We start from the raw sequence: 14,298 nt of genomic DNA on the forward strand, positions 1-14,298 counted from the left end.
GCTGCGCCTGCGCCGCGCCCGCGCCCGGTCTCCACTCCGGCTCCGCTACATCTGCGCCCCGCCTCCGCCCCGGCTCCACACGCCGGGCGCGCGGAGCGTGCACCCGGCGCTTCCACCACGCGCACGCCCCCGACGCGCAACCCGACGCATCAGCGCACCGGGATCTCCAGGATCACCTTGGTGCCGCCGTTCGGACCGGCCACCATGTCGAAGGTCCCGCCCAGCTCGCCGGTGGCGAGCGTCCGGACGATCTGCAGACCGAGGTTGCCGGCCGTCTTCGGGTCGAAGCCCTCCGGCATGCCGCGCCCGTCGTCCTGCACGGTGATCAGCAGGTACTCCTCCGGCCGGGCGCCGCCGTTCCAGCTGTCCGACCAGCCCTTGCCGGTCGCCGGGGCCCGCCCGCGCAGCGCGCTGACCTCCAGGTTGCCGGAGGCCGTCGGACCGAAGGCGTGTTCCAGCGCGTTCTGCAGCAGCTCGGTCAGCACCATCGACAGCGGCGTGGCCACCTCGGCGGAGAGGATGCCGAAGCTTCCGCTGCGGCGGGTCGCCACCCGGCCGTCCTGGGACAGCTCCATCGCCATCGCCAGCACCCGGTCGGCGATCTCGTCGAAGGCCACCTGCTCGTCCAGCGCCTGGGAGAGCGTCTCGTGCACGATCGCAATCGAGCCGACCCGGCGCACCGCCTCGTCCAGCGCGGCCCGGGCCGGCTCGGACTCCATCCGGCGGGACTGCAACCGCAGCAGGGCGGCGACCGTCTGCAGGTTGTTCTTCACCCGGTGGTGGATCTCCCGGATGGTGGCGTCCTTGGTCATCAGCTCGCGGTCACGGCGGCGCAGCTCGGTGACGTCCCGGCAGAGCACCAGGGAGCCGGTCAGCGTCCCCTTCGGCTTGAGCGGGATCGCGCGCAGGGTCACCACTCCCCCCTGCGCCTCCACCTCGGTCTGCCGGGGCGCCCAGCCGCTGGCCAGCTTCACCAGCGCCTCGTGGACGGCCGAGCGGGAGGGCGGGGCGAGGTCGGCGGTGGCGCGGCCGAGGTGGCTGCCGACCAGGTCGGTGGTGAGACCGAGCCGGTGGTAGGCGGAGAGCGCGTTGGGGCTGGCGTAGGTGACGATGCCGTCCGCGTCCACCCGGATCAGGCCGTCGCCGACCCGGGGGGCGGCGTCCATGTCGGCCTGCTCGACGCCGTGGTACGGGAAGCTGCCGGCCGCGATCATCTGGGCCAGGTCGGAGGCGCTCTGCAGGTAGGTGAGCTCCAGCCGACTGGGGGTGCGCACGGTCAGCAGGTTGGTGTTGCGGGCGATCACCCCGAGCACCTTGCCCTCGCGCCGGACCGGGATCGACTCGACCCGGACCGGGACCTCCTCGCGCCACTCCGGATCGCCCTCGCGCACGATCCGCCCCTCGTCGAAGGCGGCGTCCAGCAGGGGGCGGCGCCCGCGCGGGACGAGGTGGCCGACCATGTCGTCCTGGTAGGAGGTCGGCCCGGTGTTGGGCCGCATCTGTGCCACCGACACGTAGCGGATGCCGTCCCAGGTGGGGATCCACAGCACCAGGTCGGCGAAGGAGAGGTCGGAGAGCAGCTGCCACTCCGAGACCAGCATGTGGAGCCAGTCCACGTCGGCCCCGGTCAGGGTGGTGTGGCGGCGGACGAGTTCGTTCAGCGAGGGCACATGGCGAGCGTAGCGCCGCGGCCCGGTGGGGGGCTCGGCGGACTGTCCGCTGGCGCCGGATGACTGTCCGGAGTTGTTTAGACCAATTCGCCGAGCTGCCTGGACAACCCAGATTGGTCTAGTCCACAATGAAAGGGCACCAAGGAGAGGCCCACCGCGCAACTGCCCTGACCGCGCGCGGCTTCTCCTCGGTCGGACGCCGCCGAACGAGGACCCCGCACAGTCCTCGATCGACACCGGCGCCCGACGACAGCTCCGGGCTGCGGTGCCGCATGGGTTGAGGGTCCCGTGTCGGCGCCGTGGCCCGTAGTGCTTTCCGGACCCGTTTCCGCCGCTCAGCGAACCGGCCCCCGTCCACAGCCTGTGGACGGGGGCCGGTTCCGTTCCCGAGCGGGCGAGTACCAGCGAGCGGGCGAGCCCCCGCCCCGAGCCGAAGGGGCGCGCCGGTGCCGAAAGCGAGGAGCGACAAGCGAGGCACGAGCGCCGGAGCGACGACCGTCGGCACCGGGTCCGAGCGCCCCGGAGGCGAGCGGGCGAGTAGCAGCGAGCGGGCGAGTATCAGCGCGTCTCGGTGACCTTGGCCAGGGCGCGCGGGGCGTCCGGGTCCTGGCCGCGGGCGATGGTGACCTCGTAGGCGAGCTGCTGGAGCGGCAGGATCTCCAGGATCGGCTGGACCTCCTCGGGCACGCCGGCCGGCAGCGCGAAGCCCGCCGAGGCGGCGTCCACCTGCGCCTGCTGGCCGATCACCACGAGGTCCGCGCCGCGGCCCCGCAGTCGGTCCAGCACCGGCTGGAGGGCCTCGCCGCCCTTGCCGTCCGGGACGATCGCGATCACCGGCGAGACGTTGTCCACCATGGCCAGCGGTCCGTGCAGCAGGTCGGCGCCGGAGAACGGGGTGGCCGGGATGTACGTGGTCTCCATCAGCTTGAGCGCCGCCTCGCGGGCGGTCGGGTAGCCGTAGCCGCGCGAGGTGATGACCAGGCGCTGGGCGAAGCGGTAGCGCTCGGCCAGCGCCTTCACCTCCGCCTGGCGGGCCAGCACCCCGGCGGCCAGGCCCGGCAGCTCCTTGGCCGCCGAGCCGTCCCCGCCGCGCAGGCCCTCGACCAGGAGGTAGAGCGCCAGCAGTTCGGCGGTGTAGGTCTTGGTGGCCGGCAGCGCCTTCTCCGGCCCGGCCAGCACGTCGATGTGGAACTCGGACACCTCGGCGAGCGGGGAGTCGGGGTTGTTGGTGACGGCGAGGGTGATCGCTCCGGCCTCGCGGGCGGCCTTGGTGGAGGCGACCAGGTCCGGCGAGCCGCCGGACTGGCTGACGGTGATCACCAGGACGTCGGTGAGGTCGGGCCGGGCCCCGTACGCCGTGGTGGTGGACATCGAGGTCAGGCCGGCCGGCTTGCCGAGCAGGATCTCGATCAGGTACTTGGCGTAGAGCGCGGCGTTGTCGGAGGTGCCGCGCGCGGTCAGCAGGACGAAGCGCGGACTGCGGGCGGCGATCCCGGCCGCGATCTCACGGATCTTCGGGGCTCCCTCGTCGAGGATGCGCTGGAGGACGGCCGGCTGCTCGGCCATCTCCGCCGCCATGATCCGGCCGGGGACGGAAACAGTCTGCGGGTCGGACATCTGGATTGCCTCCGATGAGATGGGTCGACCCCGCCCGGGCGGGCTGCCCGACGGGGACCTCTACGGCGGCGAGTCCGCACACTCGCTGCGATTCCTGCTGGGCAATCCTACGAGTGGACCCCCGCCGCGGCACCCCCGGACCGGAGGGTGGACGGGGGTGGACGGGGGCGGCGGGCGGACCGGGTGTCAGGACGGGTTGTTGATCAGCTGGTCGATCGCCGCGTCGGCGTCCTTGGTGGCCTGGTCGACGGACTTGCCCTTGAGGATCGCGGTCAGCATGTCGGGGATGATCTTCTGCTTCTCGACCGCGCCCCAGCCGGGGGCGAGCGGGGTGAACCAGGCGTCCGGGACGGCGTTGGCCGCGGCGGCGGTGTTGGGCTTGTTCTTCAACGGGTTCAGCTGGTTGAGGTTGTTCGGCAGGATGTCCTTGTCGGCCAGCGCCTGTTCGGACTTGGTACTGGTGAACATCCGGATCCAGTCGGCGGCCGGCGCCGCCTGCTGGGACTTGGCGGTGACGGCGAGGTCGGAGCCGCCGATGAAGGTGGGCAGCGGCTTGCCGTCCGGGCCTGGCATGGTGGCGACCTTGACGCTGTCCTTGAGGCCCGAGTCGCCGGTGACCGGCGCGATCACGCTGGCGGCCTCGAAGCCGTTGCCGTAGAAGGACGCGGCGTGCCCGCGCGCCATCGCCTCGAACTGGTTCTGCTCGTTCTGCGTCAGGTCGCCCTTGTTGTACTTGCGGACGAGGTCCACGAAGTGGCTGATGCCCTGCTGGGACTTGGCGTCGTGCAGGGTGCCGTGCCAGTTGCCGGAGCTGTCGAACTTGGCGATGCTGCCGCCGTACGCGGCCACGTAGCTCATCGCGGCGTACCAGTACGGCCCGGGCAGGTAGAGCGGGGAGAAGGTCCGGTCCGATCTGTTCTTCTCGGCGATCTTGTCCAGGGCGGTCATCAGCTCGCCCTCGGTCCTGGGGAACTCCCCGCTGCCGGTGGCCTGTTGGAAGACGGTGGAGTTGTAGACCGCGACCCGGGCGCCCGCGTAGTAGGGCACGCACCACAGCTTGTCCTGGTAGGTGCAGGTGTTGGCGAGCGCCTTGATCCAGCTGTCGGAGTTGTCGAAGGTGGTGCGGTCCACCGGGGCCAGCGCGCCGGAGAGCACGTACTTCATCGTCTCGGTGTTGCCGAGTTCGACCACGTCGGGGGCGTTGCCGTCGGCGATCGCCTTGTCGAGCTTGCCGACCTTGTCGGCCCAGCCCTGGTAGACCAGCTTGAGGGCGACCTTGGGGTACTTCGCCGCGAACTCGTCGTTGACCCGCTGGACCAGGTCCGGCCAGTTCTTCTGGGCGTCGTCCATCAGCCAGACGGTGACGGTGCCGGCGGCGGCCTTCGGATCCGCGGCGGAGCTCCGGCCGTCGCCCGAGGGTGATCCGGTCGAGGAACAGGCCGTCAGTGCGACGGCCAGCGCCACGATCCCGAGCGTCGAAACGAGCTGACGCTTCTTCACGCCATCCTCCGAGGGTTGTCCAAGAACGGTGGTGCCCGCCGACAGCGTGATTGGCGCCCGCGGCGGAGAGTCCTGGCGGGGGCGGCGAAGAGCTTCGAGGAGGGCGCGATACCACAACCGGTGAGTTCGATTTCGAACCGGTTGCATGGACTCTGGCCTAGACCAACTGTGGTGTCAACGGCCAACAGGCCTTGTTACCAAGGCTGTTGCCGACCCGTTGTACCGCGTGGCGATCAGTCGTCGGGTCATCACCCTCAGTGGGACTTAAGGTGGATTTAAGGCTGTCTTGAGGGAGCACGGTCATTCGGCGGACCCCCGGGTCGACACCGGGGAAACGCGACGGGCCCGCCATGCGACATGCGCATGACGGGCCCGTCGGCGGACGCCCCCGGCTGCGGCCGGCGGCGTCCGTACGGTCTCAGCCGACCGCTCCCGGCTGCCCGGTGAGCACCTCCACGGCCGCCAGCCCGCAGACCCGGGCGGCGCCGTGGGTGGCGATGTACAGCGCGCCGACCGGCTCGGACTGGGGCAGCCCCATCTCCACCACCGCGGCGTCCGGCCGGGCCGCCACCAGACGGGCCAGCGCGGCGGCCATCCAGGCGTGCCGGTGGGCGTCCCGGACCACCAGCACCAGGCGGCGGCCCTGCGCCCCCGCCACCAGCTCGGCGACCAGGGCCTCCAGCAGCTCCGGCGCGGCCTCGGCCGCGGACACCGCACGGGTGCGGGTGCCCGGGAAGCGGTCGGCCAGCATGCCGGCCACGCCCCACGGGGTCACGTCGCCGACCGCGATGTTCGGCTCGTCCGAGAAGGAGGCCACGTACGGGCGCTCGCTCACCGGCAGCACCTCGCGGCCCGGCGCCCGGACCACCTTGAGCGCCCGGCGCGCGGCCCGCAGGCCCACCGCGAGGTCCGGCTCGGCCTGCTCGCCCTGGGCCGCGATCCGGCCCCAGCTGCCCAGCGCCCGGACCCGGTCGGCGGCGTCCGCGAGCCGCTCCTCGGTGAGCCGGCCGGAGCGCACGCCCGCCACGATGGCGTCGCGCAGCATCAGCACGGTCTCCTCGTCGGCCAGCCCGCCGCCGACGCAGATCGCGTCCGCGCCGGCCGCCAGCGCCAGCACGGTGCCCTCGCCCATCCCGAAGGTGTCGGCGATGGCGCCCATCTCGATCGCGTCGCTGACGATCAGGCCCTGGTAGCCGAGGCCGCCGTCGGCCGGGGCGGCGCGCAGCAGGTCGCGCAGCACGGTCGGGCTCAGGGTCGCGGGCAGCTTCGGGTCCAGCGCCGGGACCATGATGTGGGCGGTCATCACGGCCTTGGTGCCGGCGGCGATCGCGGCCTGGAACGGGATCAGGTCGCGGGTGCGCAGCACGTCCAGGTCGACGTCGATCACCGGCAGGCCGTGGTGCGAGTCCACCGCGGTGTCGCCGTGGCCGGGGAAGTGCTTGGAGCAGGCGGCCACACCGGCCGACTGCAGGCCCTCCACCCAGGCGGCGGTGTGCCGGGCGCACAGCTCGGGGTCGGCACCGAAGGAGCGCACGCCGATGACCGGGTTGCGCGGGTTGGAGTTGACGTCCGCGGTGGGCGCCCAGTTGTAGTTGACGCCGGCCGCGGCCAGCGCCCGGCCCAGCTCGCGGGCGACGTCCCGGGTCAGCGCCGGGTCGTCGATCGCGCCGAGGGCGAGGTTGCCCGGCCAGGACGAGCCGGAGCCGGCCTCCAGGCGGGTGACGTCGCCGCTCTCCTCGTCGATCGCGATCAGGAGGTCGGGGTTCTCCGCGCGCAGCGCGCCGGTGAGGGCGGACAGCTGGTCGAGGTCGACCACGTTGCGGTCGAACAGTGCGACCGAGCCGAGCCCGGCGGCCAGGTGCCGGCGCAGCCAGGCAGGCGGCTCGGTGCCGACGAAGCCGGGCTGGAGGACGGTCAGGGCGTCCCGGTGGAGCTGGTCGCTGTCCGGGGCGGTGGGTACGAGGATGCTCACGGTGGCTCAGCCCTTCACGGCGCCGTCGGTCAGACCACCGACCGCCTTGCGCTGGAGGAAGACGAACAGGATCAGCACGGGGACGGCGAACATCGTGGAGGCCGCCATGGTGGCGCCCCAGTCGTTGCCGAAGGCCGTCTTGAAGGAGGTCAGCCAGAGCGGGAGGGTCTTGCCCTGCTCCTTGTTCAGCCACAGGACGAGCGGGAACTCGTTCCAGGCCGTGATGAAGCCGAACAGCGAGGTCGACATCAGGCCCGGGGCCAGCAGCGGGAAGATCACCTTCACGAAGGCCTGGGTGCGGGTGCAGCCGTCCACCATGGCCGACTCCTCCAGCTCCTTCGGCACCGCGGCAATGAAGCCGCGCAGCGTCCAGATGGTGAAGGGCAGGATCATCATCATGTAGAAGAACGTCAACGGCAGCAGGCTGTTCAGCATGTCGTTGTCGCGGGTGATCATGTAGGCGCCGACGGTCATGACCTCCCAGGGCGCCATCTGGGCCAGCATGATGACCAGCACGAAGCTCTTGCGGCCGCGGAACTTCATCCGGGCGACGGCGAAGGACGCCAGGGTCGCGATCACCAGCGAGATCAGCACCGCGCCGACGGTGACGGTGATGCTGTTGGTGACGTACGTCCAGAAGTTCGGCGCGTCCACCGCGGTGGTGAAGTGCTCGAAGGTCGCGTCGAGGGGCAGGAAGACCGGCGTCTTGCTGATGATGTCGCGGTTCTGCTTGAACGCGGTCGCGATCATCCAGTAGACGGGGAAGATGAAGAAGACGACGAGGACGACCGCGATCACGTTCGGCCAGGTACGTCCGAAGAGAGAGCGCCTCACAGCTCGTCCTCCTGCTTGATCACGATGCGGAAGTAGTAGGCCATCAGGACGCCCAGCATCAGGATGGTGAGCACCGCGATCGCGGCGCCGACGCCGTAGTGCTGGCTGCCCTGGCCCTCCAGGAAGGCGTGCACGGGCAGGGTCCGGGTGAGCTTCTCGGGGCCGCCGCCGTTGATCGCGTAGATCTGGGTGAAGGACTTGAACACCCAGATGACCTCAAGGAAGGTCGTGGCCAGGAAGAAGGGCTTCAGGTTCGGGAAGATCACCGAGCTGAAGATCTTCGAGGAGCCGGCGCCGTCCATCCGGGCGGCCTCGTAGAGCTCCTTGGGGATGGTGGTCAGGCCGGCGTACATGTTGAACGCCACGAAGGGGATGGACTGCCAGACGATCAGCAGGATGACGACGAAGAAGGTCGAGTACTCGTCGCTCATCCAGTTGTAGTTCGCCATCGAGTGCCAACCGAGCTTGTCCAGGCCCCAGTTGACGACGCCCCACTGCTCGTCGAACAGCCAGGTGTAGACGGTGGTGGCGGCGACCACGGGCATCGCCCAGGCCATCAGCAGAGCGATCGACAGCGCCAGGCGCATCTTCTTGCCGAGGTGGTTGAGCAGCAGGCCGACCAGGGTGCCGCCGACCATGATCAGCACCACGTTGACCAGGGTGAAGACGACGGTGCGACCGGTGACCGACCAGAACTCCGGGTCGCTCAGCTGGTCCTTGTAGTTGTCGAAGCCGGTCCACTCGGTCAGGTGCATCACCAGCTGGCGCCGGTTGAGGTTCTGGAACGACAGCAGGAAGGTCTTCAGCAGCGGCCAGCCGAGCAGGACGATGGTCGCCACGATGGCCGGCAGCAGCAGCAGGTACGGCGCGGAGCGGGCGCCGAGACCGGGGCCGCTCGCGGGTCTGGTGCCCTTCGGCGCGGTGCCCCTGGCTCCGCCGCCGGCGGCACTGGTGTCAATCTCGGCCACCACAGCCTCCCCTGACTCCGGGGACTGCGTCCGCACCCGGTCCGAATGCACAGCCATCGTTCTCACTTCCTCACAGCCCGGCCACGACGGACGGGCGCCGCCCACCGGCCCCCCGCCGGGGGCCGGTGAGCGACGCCGCTCGATGCACTAGTTCTTCTGGTTGAGCCGCTTGGCGATCTCGTCGTCGTACTTCTTCGCGGTGGACGCGTAGTCGGCGCCCTGGAGGACCGCGGTCAGGAAGTCCTTGATCGGGTTCGGGGTGTTCTCGACGCTGGCCCAGTTCGGGGTGTTCGGGGTGATCCCGCCGACCGCGGTGGCGGCCTGGGCGGCCTTCGCGAAGTCACCGCTGAGCTGGCTGTTCAGCGCCGGCTTGTTCGGGATGTTGCCGGCCGCGGCGACCATGCCCTCGTTCTTGTCGTTGAGGGCGATCTTCAGGAAGTCCTTCGCCATGGCGGTGTTCTTGCTCTGCGCGGAGATCGCGAGGTTCGAGCCGCCGATGAAGACGCCGGAGGGCTTGTCGGCGGTCTTGCCCGGGATCGGGAAGAAGCCGATCTTGTCCTTCGGCATCTCCTTCTCGAGCGGGAGCTCCCAGCCGAGGGCGATCATGGTGCCGACGTTGCCCTTGGCGAAGACGTCCTTCTGCTGCGGGGTGGCCTCGTCCTTGTCCTTCGGACCGGTGAGCGAGTGGCTCTGCAGCGTCTTGTAGGTCTCGAAGGCGCGCTGCGCCTCGGGCGACTCCAGGCCGCCGACCCACTTGCCGCCCTCCTGCTTGGCGATCTTGCCGCCCTCGCCGGTGAGCAGACCGAAGTAGGTGTACCACTCCTGGCCCGGCAGGTAGATCGGGTCGACGACGCCCGGGGTGGCCTTGAGCTTGTCCAGGTCGGCGTAGAACTCGTCCAGGGTCTTCGGCGCGTCGGTCAGGCCGGCGGCCTTCCAGAGGTCCTTGTTGTAGGCGACCACGCGGTTGGAGACCCACCACGGGGCGGCGTACTGCTTGCCGTCCAGCATCGCGGCCTCGTTCTGGTTGGCGGCCCAAGCGTCGCCACCCAGCGCGGACTTGTCCTTGGTGATGTCGAGCAGACCGCCGGTGGCGGCGTAGCCGGAGGTCTGGGTGTTGCCCAGCTCCAGGACGTCGACCGAGCCCTCGGACAGGGCGGCGGTGATCTTCGGGCCGATGTCGGTCCACTCCTGGGCCTGGAAGTCGACCTTGGAGCCCGGGTAGGTGCTCTCGAACTCGGCCTTGACCGAGTCGGTCCAGCCCTTGGGGGCGGAGCCGGTCATGGTCCACACCTTGAGCGTCTTGCCCTTGTACCGGTCGGCCGACGTGGAGGACGAGGAACCGCCGTCGTCCTTCTTGCCGTCCGAGCCACAGGCCGCGAGACCGACGACCATTGCTGCGACGCCGACCGCCGCGATGAGCTGACGCTTCACGCCATCCTCCTGAGGGATGCCTGGGTTACCCCCGTCGGGCGGCTGCGGCAGACCCACGCAAAGCGGGAGGAAAGGTGCCGCGGACCCCTTCGAGCGGGTGGGGGGATTCATCGTTACCGGCCTAGTGGTGTAGACCAGATGCCTGGAGCTTGGCCTAGACCAATGGGCCTGTCAACGGCTGTTCGACCGATCTCGACCACCCGTTATCAAGCCGACACCGCACATCGTTCATCGCGTGATGAGGTATTCGTTCCGTAGCCATACATGCAACGATGTGGTCCGTTAACGATGTGGCGGGGCGGTAGAAGGCCCCGCGAGAAGCGGGAGAACAGGTCCGATGAGCAGCGACGGGGGATCCACCGCCCAGGCCGACGACCCCGAGGTGAAGAACCTCCCGACGCAGACCGGCGCAGATCCGACCGCGCGCGTCCCCAAGTACTACGGCCTCAAGCGCCACCTCCTCCAGCTCACCGAGACCCAGCCCGCGGGCACCCCGGTCCCGCCCGAGCGCGCGCTGGCCGCCCAGTTCGACACCTCGCGCACCACCGTGCGCCAGGCCCTCCAGGAACTCGTCGTCGAGGGCCGGCTGGAGCGCATCCAGGGCAAGGGCACCTTCGTGGCCAAGCCCAAGGTCGCCCAGGCGCTGCAACTCACCTCCTACACGGAGGACATGCGCGCCCAGGGCCTGGAGCCCACCTCCCGGCTGATCGAGATCGGCTACATCACCGCCGACGACCGGCTCGCCCCGCTGCTCGACATCAAGCCCGGCGGCCGGGTGCTGCGGATCGAGCGGCTGCGCCTGGCCAACGGCGACCCGATGGCCATCGAGGTCGCCCACCTCTCCGCCAAGCGCTTCCCTGCCCTGCGGCGCAACCTGGCCAAGCACAACTCGCTGTACGCGGCGCTGCGCGAGGTCTACGGGGTCACCGTGGCCGAGGCCGAGGAGACCATCGAGACCACCCTCGCCAACCCGCGGGAGGCCGGCCTGCTCGGCTCCGACCTGGGCCTGCCGATGCTCCAGCTCTCCCGGCACTCCTTCGACGCGGACGGCGACCCGGTCGAGTGGGTGCGCTCCATCTACCGCGGCGACCGCTACAAGTTCATCACCCGGCTCCAGCGGCCGGAGTAGCGGTCCGGGGCGGCCGTCCGGGGCATGTGCCCGGGCTGGCCCCTCCCCTCTCACCACGGGCACCGGCGTGCGCGACCCGCGCGCCGGTGCCCGTTCGCGTCCGGATGGCGGGAAGTTGCGTCATATCGGGTGACATGGATCACCCCATGCTCTAGATTGCGCAGCCGTACTGACTGCCGATCACCGATGGTGCTGCCCGGCGGGCTACGGGGGTGCCCGGCACCTCCGGGGCTGCGGCGCCGACGGAACCCTCCGGAGCGGAGCAGAAGATGCCGTCTGACCAAGCCCCCAGCGAAGCCGTCATGCCCGAGCCGGCCGGGAGTCCCGTCCCGGCCGTGACCCCCGAGCGGGTGCTCGCCGGACTCGCCCTGCTCGTGCCGATCGTGGCGATGCTCTGGGTCTCCTCCTACGACAAGACCGACCCGGCGGTGGCCGGGATGCCGTTCTTCTACTGGTACCAGCTGCTCTGGGTGCCGGTCTCGGCCGTCTTCACCGTCGCCGCCTACCTGCTGATCAACCGGGACGAGAAGGCCCGCAGCGCGGCCCGCAAGGGCGGTGCGCGATGAAGGACGTCAACGTGCCGGCCCTCGTGGTCTTCGTGCTGTTCTTCCTGCTGGTCACCGTGATGGGCTTCCTCGCCTCCCGCTGGCGCCGCGCGGACGACGCGGCCCACCTGGACGAGTGGGGCCTGGGCGGGCGCAGTTTCGGGACCTGGGTGACCTGGTTCCTGCTCGGCGGCGACCTCTACACCGCCTACACCTTCGTGGCCGTCCCGGCCGCGGTGTACGCGACCGGCGCGGCCGGCTTCTTCGCGGTGCCGTACACGATCATCGCCTACCCGCTGGTCTTCCTGTTCCTGCCCCGGCTCTGGTCGGTCTCCCGGGTGCACGGCTACGTCACCCCGGCCGACTTCGTCCGCGGCCGTTACGGCTCGCGGCCGCTGTCCCTGGTCATCGCACTGACCGGGATCCTGGCCACCATGCCGTACATCGCCCTGCAACTGGTCGGCATCCAGGCGGTGCTGGACGTGCTCGGCCTCGGCGGCGGGGCGGACGCCAACTGGTTCGTCAAGGACCTGCCGCTGTTCCTGGCCTTCGGCGTGCTGGCCGCCTACACCTACTCCTCCGGCCTGCGCGCCCCGGCGCTGATCGCCTTCGTCAAGGACGCCCTGGTCTACATCGTGATCATCGTCGCGGTGATCTACATCCCGCTGCGCCTCGGCGGTTACGGGCACATCTTCGACGCGGCGGCGGCGCACTTCAAGCAGGCCAAGGCCGGCGGGCTGACCCTCCCGGACAACAAGCAGTGGACGTACGCCACGCTGGGGATCGGCTCGGCGATGGCGCTGTTCATGTACCCGCACTCGGTGACCGGCGTGCTGGCCTCCAAGTCCCGCAACACCGTGCGCCGCAACATGGCGATCATGCCCGCGTACTCGCTGATGCTCGGGCTGCTGGCGCTGCTCGGCTTCATGGCGATCGCGGCGGGCGTGGGCAGCGGCGTCAAGGGCTACAACGCCCAGCTCTCGGTGCCGCAGCTGTTCGCGAACATGTTCCCGGACTGGTTCACCGGCGTGGCCTTCGCCGCGATCGGGATCGGCGCGCTGGTGCCGGCCGCCATCATGTCCATCGCCGCGGCCAACCTGTTCACCCGCAACGTCTACAAGGAGTGGCTCAAGCCCGCCGCCACCCCGGCCGACGAGACCCGGGTCGCCAAGCTGGTGTCGCTGCTGGTCAAGGTCGGCGCGCTGGTCTTCGTGCTCGGCATGGACAAGCAGGCCGCGATCAACCTCCAGCTGCTGGGCGGCCTGTGGATCCTGCAGACCTTCGTGGCGATCGTCGGCGGCCTGTTCACCCGCTGGTTCCACCACTGGGCGCTGTTCGCCGGCTGGGCGGCGGGCATGGGCTACGGCACCTGGCAGGCGTACGGGCTGGCCAGCCCGGCCACCAAGCACTTCGGCGGCAACGCGGCCGAGATCCCCGGCATCGGCGAGATCGGCTACATCGGCCTGACCGCCTTCGTGCTCAACCTGATCGTCTCGGTGGTGCTGACCCTGGTGCTGCGGGCGCTCAGGACGCCGGACGGCCCGGACGAGACCAAGCCCTCCGACTACAGCGCCGAGGCCGGCGGCGACGAGCGGGAGAACGCGCCGGAGCCCGTAGCGGCGCACTGATTGGCCGTGCGCGCGCCCTGTGATCGCGCCGCCTTCTCCGTGAACACTGGAGGAGGCGGCGCGATCATATGTATGAACAGGCGTGCACGCCGGGCACCACCAGACCGGACCGGCATCCGGCCGGAACCTGATCGACCCACGGGGAGCTCGCGGCCATGGCAGAACTCGGCACCACCCTCAACGGCCAGCACCAATCCACCCAGCACCAGGCCACCCAGCACCAGGCCACCCAGCACCAGCACCACCCCCACGTCACCGCCCACCGCCCGGCGGCGGCCACCCGGCTGCCGTCCGTGCTGATCGCCACCCGGCACGGCGAGTCCACCGCCAACGTCGAGTTCCAGCTGGCCGAGGCCGTCGGCGCGCTCAGTGTCCCGATCAGCAGCCGGGACGCCGACATCCCGCTGTCCCTGCGCGGCCAGCGGCAGGCCCAGGCCCTCGGCCGCTGGTGGGCCGCCCTGCCCGGCACCGACCGCCCGCGCAGCGTCTGGTGCTCGCCGTACGTGCGCACCGCCGAGACCGCCCGGCTCGCGCTCGCCCAGGCCGCCGGCCTCGGCGCCGTACCCGTCACCCTGGCCGTCCGCTACGACGAGCGGCTGCGCGACCGCGAACTCGGCATCCTGGAGATGCTGCCCAAGGCCGCCATCGAGGCCAAGCACCCGGAGGAGGCCGCCCGGCGGCGCAAGATGGGCGAGCTGTACTACCGCCCGCCCGGCGGCGAGTCCTGGGCCGACGTCGCCCTGCGGGTGCGCAGCCTGCTGCGGGACGTCTGCGAGGAGGAGGCCGGCCGGCCCGTCCTGCTGGTCGCCCACGACTGCACGGTGCTGATGCTGCGCTACGCGCTGGACCGGCTCACCGAGCAGCAGCTCATCGAACTCGGGGCGGTGCACAACTGCTCCACCAGCCTGTGGCGGGCCCAGGACGGGCGGCTGCGGCCGGACCGCTGGAACGCCGTCGACCACCTGACGGGCGAGGACGACTGACGGGTCGGCAGTCGTCGGGTC

General features: G+C 70.6%; 11 protein-coding genes. 4 read left to right on the forward strand and 7 right to left on the reverse strand.

All coding sequences use genetic code 11. From position 1 onward, the window contains the following. Nucleotides 1-149: 149 nt before the first annotated feature. The 7 genes from ACIQWA_RS12220 to ACIQWA_RS12250 form a co-directional block, all read right to left on the reverse strand. Nucleotides 150-1,670, reverse strand: a complete 1,521-nt coding sequence (locus ACIQWA_RS12220) for a PAS domain-containing sensor histidine kinase (protein WP_360233440.1) — start codon at nucleotides 1,668-1,670, stop codon at nucleotides 150-152. 558 nt (nucleotides 1,671-2,228) lie between these two features. After that, nucleotides 2,229-3,287, reverse strand: coding sequence for an SIS domain-containing protein (locus ACIQWA_RS12225; protein WP_360233437.1), 1,059 nt, complete (start codon nucleotides 3,285-3,287; stop codon nucleotides 2,229-2,231). Between the two features lie 186 nt (nucleotides 3,288-3,473). After that, nucleotides 3,474-4,787, reverse strand: a complete 1,314-nt coding sequence (locus ACIQWA_RS12230; RefSeq protein WP_402481301.1) for an extracellular solute-binding protein — start codon at nucleotides 4,785-4,787, stop codon at nucleotides 3,474-3,476. Nucleotides 4,788-5,205: 418 nt separating this feature from the next. Then, complete coding sequence (locus ACIQWA_RS12235) at nucleotides 5,206-6,759, reverse strand: glycoside hydrolase family 3 protein (RefSeq protein WP_360233431.1); 1,554 nt, start codon at nucleotides 6,757-6,759, stop codon at nucleotides 5,206-5,208. 6 nt (nucleotides 6,760-6,765) lie between these two features. Then, nucleotides 6,766-7,593: a carbohydrate ABC transporter permease gene (locus ACIQWA_RS12240; RefSeq protein ID WP_360233428.1), complete on the reverse strand. Its 828-nt coding sequence runs from the start codon at nucleotides 7,591-7,593 to the stop codon at nucleotides 6,766-6,768. Further along, entirely contained in the window at nucleotides 7,590-8,618 is a 1,029-nt protein-coding gene (locus ACIQWA_RS12245; RefSeq protein WP_402481305.1) for a carbohydrate ABC transporter permease, read from the reverse strand. The genes ACIQWA_RS12240 and ACIQWA_RS12245 overlap by 4 nt, the downstream gene beginning before the upstream one ends. A gap of 90 nt (nucleotides 8,619-8,708) precedes the next feature. Continuing rightward, entirely contained in the window at nucleotides 8,709-9,992 is a 1,284-nt protein-coding gene (locus ACIQWA_RS12250; RefSeq protein ID WP_402481308.1) for an extracellular solute-binding protein, read from the reverse strand. Nucleotides 9,993-10,329: 337 nt separating this feature from the next. Between ACIQWA_RS12250 and ACIQWA_RS12255 the strand changes: the two genes are divergently transcribed. The 4 genes from ACIQWA_RS12255 (at nucleotide 10,330) to ACIQWA_RS12270 (ending at nucleotide 14,277) form a co-directional block, all read left to right on the forward strand. Then, nucleotides 10,330-11,121, forward strand: a complete 792-nt coding sequence (locus tag ACIQWA_RS12255; RefSeq protein ID WP_360233419.1) for a GntR family transcriptional regulator — start codon at nucleotides 10,330-10,332, stop codon at nucleotides 11,119-11,121. A gap of 269 nt (nucleotides 11,122-11,390) precedes the next feature. Further along, complete coding sequence (locus tag ACIQWA_RS12260) at nucleotides 11,391-11,687, forward strand: DUF3311 domain-containing protein (RefSeq protein ID WP_402481312.1); 297 nt, start codon at nucleotides 11,391-11,393, stop codon at nucleotides 11,685-11,687. Next, a complete protein-coding gene (gene mctP / locus ACIQWA_RS12265; protein WP_360233413.1) occupies nucleotides 11,684-13,294 on the forward strand; it encodes a monocarboxylate uptake permease MctP in 1,611 nt (536 codons plus the stop codon). Before ACIQWA_RS12260 ends, mctP begins: the two co-directional genes overlap by 4 nt. A 155-nt stretch (nucleotides 13,295-13,449) precedes the next feature. Next, entirely contained in the window at nucleotides 13,450-14,277 is an 828-nt protein-coding gene (locus ACIQWA_RS12270) for a histidine phosphatase family protein (protein ID WP_402481316.1), read from the forward strand. Nucleotides 14,278-14,298 lie beyond the last annotated feature (21 nt).

The sequence above is a fragment of the Kitasatospora sp. NPDC098652 genome (assembly GCF_044760155.1).
GTDB lineage: Bacteria > Actinomycetota > Actinomycetes > Streptomycetales > Streptomycetaceae > Kitasatospora.